Source organism: Wenzhouxiangella sp. XN79A (genome assembly GCF_012272825.1).
In the GTDB taxonomy this organism is placed as follows: Bacteria; Pseudomonadota; Gammaproteobacteria; order Xanthomonadales; family Wenzhouxiangellaceae.
On sequence record NZ_JAAWWS010000167.1, the window covers coordinates 56,008 to 65,046 of the forward strand.

Below are 9,039 nucleotides of genomic sequence, written 5' to 3' on the forward strand. Positions count from 1 at the left end.
CGTCATCCCGGGGCGCCGAAGGCGAACCCGGGATCTCCCGAAGCTGCCGCCTGGGTTCGACGGGCGATTGCGTCACGAGGTCCCGGGTTCCGGCTTCGCCGGCCCCGGGACGACGAGGTGTAGAGGGCCGGCCCCGGGGCGACGAGGTGTGGGTGGGGCGCCGCGCCTTCTTCACCGTCGTTCCGGGGCGTCACTTTTCCATTCCTCGTCATCCCGGGGCGCCCTTTCTACTTCACCGTCATCCCGGGGCGCCGAAGGCGAACCCGGGATCTCCCTGGGCTGGCGCCAGGGTTCTGACGGGCGATTGCGTCACGAGGTCCCGGGTTCCGGCTGCGCCGGCCCCGGGACGACGAGGTGTAGAGGGCCGGCGCCAGGGTTCGACGGGCAATCGCATCACGAGGTCCCGGGTTCCGGCTTCGCCGGCCCCGGGACGACGAGGTGTAGAGGGCCGGGCCCGGGACGACGAGGTGTAGGTGGCCGGCCCCGGGTCGACGAGGTGGTGGTGGCCGGTCCCGGGTCGGCCGGGCGTTGAACGGGTCGAAGTTCATCGTGCAGCCGTAACTCCCACCAAAATCGCCGAAAATGCGGCGATCGTCGCCCAGAATCACCGATCTAGAACATCTTCCGCCACCACGGCTTGCGGGTTCGGGTGGGGAGGACGTCGATCAGCAGGCCGGGGTCGGGGAGTTCGCCGTCGGCGAGGCGGGCGGGGAAGGCTTCGATGAGCAGCCGGGCGGCGTCCTTGCCGGCCCATTGTTCGATGGGTTTGCGGGCGATGGTGATGCGCGGCACGCGGCGGGCGTCGCGGTGGGCGTCGGAGGCGACGACGTGGATGCTGCCCTGGCGGATCATCGTCCGGGCCGCGTCGCGCACTGGTTCGCCGAAGTTGCCGGTGCACGACTGCGCGGTGACCTGGCCCAGGCATCCCATCCGCACCCAGCCGGCCAGCCGCTCCGGGGTGCGCCGCAGTTCGCTGTTGCGCTCGGGGTGGGCGATCAGCGGGGTCAGGCCCATGGCGATGAGGTGGTCGAGGATGTTTTCCGCGCCGACCGGCACGGTGTGCACCGGCAGCTCGACCAGCACCGCGTGGCCGCGATCGGCAATCGTCAGCGCTTCGCCGCGGTTGAGCTGGCCGGGCAGTTCGGGCACCAGGTGCAGCTCCGAGCCGGGCAGCAGCTGCAGCGAAATCCGTTCGCGGAACAGGGCTTCCTTCAGCACCCGCAAGCCCTCGCGAACCCCGTCGGCCGGGTTGTCGTAGACGCCGTTCAGGTGATGCGGCGTGACCACCGTCGTCGAAATCCCGTCCTCGACCGCAATCCGCGCCATCGCCAGCGACTGCTCGAGCGATTTCGAGCCGTCGTCGATGCCGGGAATCAGGTGGCAGTGGAGGTCGGTCAGCATGGCGCGGATCGCAGACGGCCGAGCGATCAGTGTACGGGATGGAGGTGGGCGGGGAGGGATCGGGGAAAGCAGGTTTCAGGGTTCGGGTTCCAGGCGGTAGGAGCGGGGAGCAGCGAACGGGCAGCGGCGAATAGGGAGCGAGGAGCGGGGAACGGGGAGAGCGCAAGTGAACGGTGAGCGGTGAGTGGTTGAAACTTCGAGGGCGCCTGCGCGCGAATCGGCGTGGCCAGGACCCGGGGCGCGGCTTCTTTTCCTGGCATCCCGGCCTCCGAGCCGGGACCCGGGGACGGTATGCGGCGACCCTCGGGATCGTTCGCGTGGGGATCCCCGGGTGCGTTTCCCGTAGGCCGGGCCACGGGGTGGCCGGATCGCCTGCTGGAGGGCGCCTGCGCGCGCTTCGGCGTGGCCGGTCTTCGCCCGCAAGCGGCGTCCTACAGGTGTGTTCCGGCGGGTCGGGGGCCGGGTTCTATTCGATCACCGCCAGGTACGCCCGCCCGCGCCGGCGGATTTCGAAGGCCAGTTCGTCGTCGGCCTCGATCGGGAAGGCCTTGCGCAGTTCGGGCAGGTTGCGCACCGGGTCGCGGCCGACGGCGACGATCAGGTCGCCGGGGCGCAGGCCGGATTCCCAGGCCGGAGTCGAGCGGCGCACGTCCTGGACCAGCACGCCGACGGCGCGAGCGCGCTCGGGCACCCGGACCAGTACGACGCCGTCGAGCCGCGGGTCCAGCCGCTGGCCGGCGATGCGGGCGTCGAGGTTTTCGTAGATGGCCAGTTCGGCGCGGCGTTCGCGGCCGTTGCGCCAGTATTCGACCTCCACTTCGCGGCCCACGGCCATCAGGCCCTCGATGTTGCGCAGGGTCTGGACCGAGTCGATCAGGCGGTCGTCCAGCGCCAGGATCACGTCGCCGGCCTGCAGGCCGGCCTCGTCGGCCGCACTGTCGCCCTCGACCCGGGTGACGACCACGCCGGCGCGGTCGCCGGCGTCGAGCGCCTCGCGCAGCTCCTGGGTGAAGTCCTGGACGTCCACGCCCAGGCTGCCGCGGCGCACCTCGCCGTAGCGGACCAGCTGGTTCATGACGTACTCGGCGGTGCTGGCGGGGATGGCGAAGCCGATGCCGACGTTGCCGCCGCTCGGGGTGAAGATGGCGGTGTTGATGCCGACCAGCTCGCCTCGGAGGTTGATCAGCGCGCCGCCGGAGTTGCCGGGGTTGATCGAGGCATCGGTCTGGATGAAGTTCTGGTACTCCAGCCCGCGCAGGCCGCTGCGGCCCAGCGCGGAGACAATGCCCGAGGTCACCGTCTGGCCCAGCCCGAACGGGTTGCCGACAGCGACCACGAAGTCGCCGACCTTCAGCGCGTCGGAATCGAACAGCGGCAGTTCGGCCAGGTCGTCGGCGTCGATACGGACCACGGCCAGGTCGGTGTCGCGGTCGGCGCCGATGAACTCGGCCACCAGCTCGCGGCCGTCGTTGAGGGTCACCGAAATGTCGTCGGCGTTGTCGATGACGTGGTTGTTGGTCAGCACCAGCCCCGCTTCGGCATCGACGATGACGCCCGAACCCAGCGAGCGTTGCACGCGTTCGCGCGGCATGCTGGGGGTGTCGAAGAAGCGGCGGAAGAACGGGTCGTTGAAGAACGGGCTGGTCTGCACCCGGACCCGGGTCTGGGTCGAGATGTTGACCACCGCCGGCGTCGTGCGCTCGAGAATCGGCGCCAGCGACGGCAGCGGCTGGCCGTCGACCGAGGCCGGCAGCGCCGCGCGGGCCGGCGCCAGGGCCGTCAGGGCCAGGGCCATGAACAGGGTCATGAGCAGCGGGTTCGGCTTCGCCAGCATCGGCAGCGTCTCCTTCGAGCGTGGTGCAGGAAATCGGGCGCGACGGCCGATCGCCCGCCGCGGTGCTTTGGATACGGTCGGGCTCGGCAAGTTTCAATGAATTTCCGGAGGGGGTCGTCCGCTTTGTTGAAGGCCGCCTTTTCATTCCCCCGTCATCCCCGGGGCGCCGCGCCTACTTCGCCGTCATCCTGGGGCGCCGCTCCTACTTCACCGTCATCCCGGGGCGTCACTTTTCCATTCCTCGTCATCCCGGGGCGCCGAAGGCGAACCCGGGATCTCCCTGGGCTGGCACCACGGTTCGATGGGCGATTGCGTGACGAGGTCCCGGGTTCCGGCTTCGCCGGCCCCGGGACGACGAGGTGTAGAGGGCCGGCCCCGGGACGACGAGGTGTAGAGGGCCGGCCCCGGGACGACGAGGTGTGGGTGGGGCGCCGCGCCTACTTCACCGTCATCCCGGGGCGCCGAAGGCGAACCCGGGATCTCCCGAAGGTGACGCCCCGGTTCGACGGGCGATTCCGTCACGAGGTCCCGGGTTCCGGCTTCGCCGGCCCCGGGACGACGAGGTGTGGGTGGGGCGCCGCTCCTACTTCACCGTCGTTCCGGGGCGTCACTTTTCTATTCTTCGTCATCCCGGGGCGCCGAAGGCGAACCCGGGATCTCCCGAAGCTGGCGCCACGGTTCTACGGGCAATTCCGTCACGAGGTCCCGGGTTCCGGCTTCGCCGGCCCCGGGACGACGAGGTGAAGAAAGCCGGTGCCACGGTTCGACGGGTGATTGCGTCAGGTGTCGACAGAATCGGGGCCAGTTCACAGTCCAGGCTGAACCCGGAACCCGGAACCCGGAACCCGGAACCCTGAACCCTGAACCCTGAACCCTGAACCCTGAACCCTGAACCCTGAACCCTGAACCCGGAACCCCGAACCCCGAACCCCGAACCCCGAACCCCGAACCCCGAACCCCGAACCCTGAACCCTGAACCCTGAACCCTGAACCCTGAACCCTGAACCCTGAACCCTGAACCCTGAACCCTGAAACCTGAAACCTGAAACCTGAAACCTGAAACCTGAAACCTGAAACCTGAACCCTGAAACCTGAAACCTGAAACCTGAAACCTGAAACCTGAAACCTGAAACCGGAAACCGGAAACCGGAAACCTGAAACCCCAACCCGCCCTGTCACCGAATCGTCACCCGACAGGGCTTGCAAACCAATCGCATTTGAGGCAAAGATACGGACAGGCCCTGTTCACGGTGTCACAACATGTGGTGGACACACGGAACGAACTGCCCAAGATGTTGAACCTCAGCCAGCAGGTGCTGCGGACCGACGTCGCGGGAATGCCGCTGGAGTGGATCAGTTACCAGGATGCGGTGAAGCTGATCTGCCTCGAGCAGGTGAGCTATTCCCTCGGCTCGGTGCTGTACTGCCTGCACGGCGGCATCAATGCCCACACCGGTTGCCGGACCGAGATCGCGGTCAACGCCATCCTGGCCACCCACGGCGCCCATCCGGGCGGCAAGAACTTCTATTACGACTACACCCCGCCGCTGTCCAACCGCGCGCTGTTCCGTCGTGATCAGAACCTGTGCCTCTACTGCGGCAACAAGTTCAGGGACGGCGACCTGTCGCGCGACCATGTCCACCCGCTGGCCCAGAACGGCGCGGACACCTGGACGAATGTCGTGACTGCCTGCAAGCGCTGCAACAATCACAAGGGCTCGCGCACGCCCGAAGAAGCCGGCATGCAGTTGTTGGCCATCCCCTTCGCGCCCACCCACGCCGAATACGTCTACCTGCAGGGCCGCCGCATCCTGGCCGACCAGATGGACTTCCTCGTCCAGCACTTCCCGCGCAACAGCGTCCTTCGCAAGCGGCTGGAGCGCGGCGAGGCACTGCTGGCCTGACCGCCCGTTCGGCGGTTGTCGAGCCCGATCTTCCCCCGGCCCAGCCGGCCTCCCACAGGCCTTCGATCCAGCACCGGCGCTGATTCTCCTGTTGGAGGGAGCTTGCTCGCGAATCGCCGAGTTCGACCTTCGCCCGCAAGCGGCCTCCAACAGACAGACCCGGGAAACCGCCCTGATCGACTGTGGGAGGGCGGATCCCGCGCGAAGATCTTTTCGTCGTTTCGGGGCGCCGAGCAGGCGAACCCGGAACCTCCCGAAGCTGGCGCGAGGGTTCGACGGGCGATTTCGTCACGAGGTCCCGGGTTCCGGCTTTGCCGGCCCCGGGACGACGAGGTGTGGTTGGGGCGCCGCGCCTACTTCACCGTCATCCCGGGGCGCCGAAGGCGAACCCGGGATCTCCCGAAGGTGGCGCCACGGTTCGACGGGCGATTGCGTCACGAGGTCCCGGGTTCCGGCTTTGCCGGCCCCGGGAAGATGAGGTGTGGGTGGGGCGCCGCGCCTACTTCACCGTGATCCCGGGGCGCCGAAGGCGAACCCGGGATCTCCCTGGGCTGGCACCACGGTTCAACGGGCGATTGCGTCACGAGGTCCCGGGTTCCGGCTTTGCCGGCCCCGGGACGACGAGGCGTGGTTGGGGCGCCGCGCCTACTTCACCGTCATCCCGGGGCGCCGAAGGCGAACCCGGGATCTCCCGAAGGTGGCGCCACGGTTCGACGGGCGATTTCGTCACGAGGTCCCGGGTTCCGGCTTTGCCGGCCCCGGGACGACGAGGTGTGGTTGGGGCGCCGCGCCTACTTCACCGTCATCCCGGGGCGCCGAAGGCGAACCCGGGGGTTTGAATCGTGGTCCTTCGGGCGAGTCATCCAGGAAAAAAAAGGCCGCCGATGGCGACCTTTTTTTTCCTGGATGGCGCGCCCGAAGGGATTCGAACCCCTGACCTCTGCCTCCGGAGGGCAGCGCTCTATCCAGCTGAGCTACGGGCGCGTAGCCGTGTATTGTAGCGCAGAAATGCGCAAAGTCCATTCGGGCGACGCGCCGACCTCGACGACTTCTGGACCGGATCATGACCGACAACGCTCGACTCGAACTGCGCCCCGCCACGCCCGACGATGTCGGGCTGTTGCTCGACCTGATCAAGGAACTGGCGATCTACGAGAAGGAGCCGGAGTCGGCGAAGGCGACCCCCGAATTGCTCCATGCGGGTCTTTTCGGTGAGTCGCCGACGGCCGAGGCCGTGGTGGCTGAGTGGGACGGCGAGGCGGCCGGGTTTGCGCTGTTCTTCCACAATTACTCGACCTGGACCGGCAAGCCAGGCCTGTACCTCGAAGACCTGTTCGTGCGCGAGTCGCAGCGCGGACGGGGGATCGGCAAGGCCCTGCTGCTGGAACTGGCCCGGAAGGCCCGAGACCGGGGCTGCGGCCGCATGGATTGGAGCGTGCTGGACTGGAACCGGCCGGCGATCGAGTTCTACGAGTCCTTGGGTGCGCAGCCGCAGTCGGGGTGGACCGTGTATCGGCTGGATGAAGCGGCCCTGGAGCGCCTGGTCGGCTGAGATTCCGGTCGCTTCAACGCCGGGCCGGCGCACTGCCGGCAGGTGGCTGTGCCAGGCGAAGGGGAGCTGTCCGCTCGCGGCGCAAGTGGCGTAAGCAGTGAACAGTTTCCAGTGAAAAATCCCGGCAGGAAATTGCAAGGGCGCCTGACCGGAGGCCTGTCGGAGGCGTCTTGCAGACGAAGGCTGGCCTGGTCGATTCGCGCATAAACGCTCTCCAACAGGTGGATAGGGCGGGGTACACCACTTCTCTGCTGTCCCGAGGCGCCGTTTTCCTCTCCTCGTCATCCCGGGCCGCGGCCCCTACTTCACCGTCATCCCGGGCGCCGAGTAGGCGGACCCGGAGCGGTCAGAGTTGCTCGCAACTCGTCCTGACCACCCCGAGACTCGATCGAGTCGAGATATCTCCCACCCACTCCCCTCATCCCGGGGCGCCGAAGGCGAGCCCGGGATTTCGTGATGCTGTCGCCACGGTTCAACGGGCGATCGCGTTACGAGATTCCGGGTTCCGGCTGCGCCGGCCCCGGAATGACCAGGTGTAGAACGCCTGCGCCGGGGTTCGATGGGCGATTGCGTCACGAGGTCCCGGGTTCCGGCTTTTGCCGGCCCCGGGACGACGAGGTGATGATGGGTGCCGGCCGGGCCGGGCGAAGGCTGGCCCTGGCGATTCGCGCGCAAGCCCCCTTCAGCAGCCCGATGGGCAGCACTCGGCCGCCGCGCCGTGCGCCGGCCCCGCCCGGCGGTCCCGAGCCGGTAAAATCTTTCCCCGGTACCGCTTTTTCACATCCATCCGCCTCCGGGAGACCGCCATGACCATCAAGGTTGCCATCAACGGCTACGGCCGCATCGGCCGCAACGTGCTGCGCGCGCTGTACGAGTACGAGCGCACCAGCGAGATCCAGATCGTCGCGATCAACGACCTCGGCGACGCCGAGACCAACGCCCACCTGACCCGTTTCGACACCGCGCATGGCAAGTTCAACGCCGATGTCGTGGTCGACGGCGACGCGATGGTCGTCAACGGCGACCGCATCAAGGTGCTGGCCGAGCGCGACCCGACCAAGCTGCCCTGGGGCGAGATGGGTGTCGACGTGGTCATGGAATGCACCGGCATCTTCAACAGCAAGGACAAGGCCTCGGCCCACCTGACCGCCGGCGCCCGCAAGGTCGTCATCTCGGCCCCGGCCGGCAAGGACCTGCCGACGATCGTCTACGGCGTCAACCACGGCGTGCTGAAGGACGGCGACGACGTCATCTCCAACGCCAGCTGCACCACCAACTGCCTGGCGCCGCTGGTCAAGCCGCTGCACGAGAAGATCGGCCTCGAGACCGGCCTGATGACCACCATCCACGCCTACACCAACGACCAGGTCCTGACCGACGTCTTCCATTCCGACCTGCGCCGCGCCCGCTCGGCCACGATGAGCCAGATCCCGACCAAGACCGGCGCGGCCGCCGCCGTCGGCCTGGTGCTGCCGGAACTCGACGGCCGCCTGGACGGCTTCGCCATGCGCGTGCCGACGATCAACGTCTCGGTCGTCGACCTGAGCTTCGTGGCCAGCCGCGACACCACCGTCGAGGAAGTGAACGAAACCGTCAAGGCCGCCGCCGAAGGCGAGCTGAAGGGCATCCTGGGCTACAACACCGACCCGCTGGTCTCGATCGACTTCAACCACAACCCGCACTCCTCGGTGTTCGACGCCACCCTGACCAAGGTCAGCGGCAAGCTGGTCAAGGTCCTGAGCTGGTACGACAACGAATGGGGCTTCTCGAACCGCATGCTGGATACGGCCCTGGCCGTCAGCAAGGTCGGCTGAACGCCGCAGCGCTGCTGCGCGGGCGCCTGGCGGCGTCCAGCAGTGCTCGCAATCCTCATGTGCTGTGAGCACACTCCGGTTCCTCCGCGCTGGCGGCCACCGCCAGCCACCCGCTCGCAACGCGCTGTGAAGATCAGCAGGGCTGATATCGGCAGCAAGGAGCAAGATTCGAAAGGCCCGGCACTGTCCGGGCCGTTTTCGTTTCTGACAACCCCTCGTCGTCCCGTGACCCACCTTCTATTCCTCGTCGTCCCGGGGCCGGCGCAGCCGGAACCCGGGACCTCGTGAAGCGATTGCCCATCGAACCCTGGCGCCGGCCTTCTACACCTCGTCGTCCCGTGGCCCACCTTCTATTCCTCGTCGTCCCGGGGCCGGCGCAGCCGGAACCCGGGACCTCGTGAAGCGATTGCCCATCGAACCCTGGCGCCGACCCTCTACTCCTCGTCGTCCCGGGGCCGGCGCAGCCGGAACCCGGGACCTCGTGACGCAATCGCCCATCGAACCCTGGCGCCGGCCTTCTACACCTCGTCGTCC

Annotated in this window: 5 protein-coding genes and 1 tRNA gene; 3 read left to right on the top strand and 3 right to left on the bottom strand. The window is 67.9% G+C overall.

Features of this window, described 5'->3' with window-relative positions; translation table 11 throughout:
* Positions 1 to 612 precede the first annotated feature (612 nt).
* Both HFP89_RS14870 and HFP89_RS14875 read right to left on the bottom strand, forming a co-directional pair.
* Positions 613 to 1,401 (bottom strand): CpsB/CapC family capsule biosynthesis tyrosine phosphatase, encoded by a 789-nt coding sequence (locus tag HFP89_RS14870; protein WP_168718462.1) that lies wholly within the window; start codon positions 1,399 to 1,401, stop codon positions 613 to 615.
* Between the two features lie 466 nt (positions 1,402 to 1,867).
* A complete protein-coding gene (locus tag HFP89_RS14875) occupies positions 1,868 to 3,235 on the bottom strand; it encodes a Do family serine endopeptidase (protein ID WP_240956440.1) in 1,368 nt (455 codons plus the stop codon).
* Between the two features lie 1,292 nt (positions 3,236 to 4,527).
* On the opposite strand from HFP89_RS14875, the gene HFP89_RS14880 reads away from it, so the two are divergent.
* On the top strand, positions 4,528 to 5,139 hold the full coding sequence (locus HFP89_RS14880) for an HNH endonuclease (protein WP_168718463.1): 612 nt from the start codon (positions 4,528 to 4,530) through the stop codon (positions 5,137 to 5,139).
* Between the two features lie 907 nt (positions 5,140 to 6,046).
* Here the strand turns inward: HFP89_RS14880 and HFP89_RS14885 are convergent.
* A tRNA-Arg gene (locus tag HFP89_RS14885) sits at positions 6,047 to 6,123 on the bottom strand.
* A gap of 79 nt (positions 6,124 to 6,202) precedes the next feature.
* Here HFP89_RS14885 and HFP89_RS14890 point away from each other — a divergent pair.
* Together HFP89_RS14890 and gap are read left to right on the top strand one after the other, a co-directional pair.
* The gene (locus HFP89_RS14890; protein ID WP_168718464.1) at positions 6,203 to 6,691 is read left to right on the top strand and encodes a GNAT family N-acetyltransferase; all 489 of its coding nucleotides are present in this window, start codon (positions 6,203 to 6,205) and stop codon (positions 6,689 to 6,691) included.
* Positions 6,692 to 7,497: 806 nt separating this feature from the next.
* Positions 7,498 to 8,505 carry a type I glyceraldehyde-3-phosphate dehydrogenase gene (gene gap / locus HFP89_RS14895; RefSeq protein ID WP_168718465.1) on the top strand — a complete coding sequence of 336 codons (1,008 nt, stop codon included), beginning with the start codon at positions 7,498 to 7,500 and terminating at the stop codon, positions 8,503 to 8,505.
* The last annotated feature ends 534 nt before the right edge of the window (positions 8,506 to 9,039 follow it).

What these genes read in the sequence shown, in the direction of transcription:
- HFP89_RS14880 (WP_168718463.1), top strand. Translation starts at nt 4,528, where the DNA reads ATGTTGAACCTCAGCCAGCAGGTGCTGCGGACCGACGTCGCGGGAATG.
- HFP89_RS14890 (WP_168718464.1), top strand. Translation starts at nt 6,203, where the DNA reads ATGACCGACAACGCTCGACTCGAACTGCGCCCCGCCACGCCCGACGAT.
- gap (WP_168718465.1), top strand. Translation starts at nt 7,498, where the DNA reads ATGACCATCAAGGTTGCCATCAACGGCTACGGCCGCATCGGCCGCAAC.
- HFP89_RS14870 (WP_168718462.1), bottom strand. Translation starts at nt 1,401, where the DNA reads ATGCTGACCGACCTCCACTGCCACCTGATTCCCGGCATCGACGACGGC.
- HFP89_RS14875 (WP_240956440.1), bottom strand. Translation starts at nt 3,235, where the DNA reads ATGCTGGCGAAGCCGAACCCGCTGCTCATGACCCTGTTCATGGCCCTG.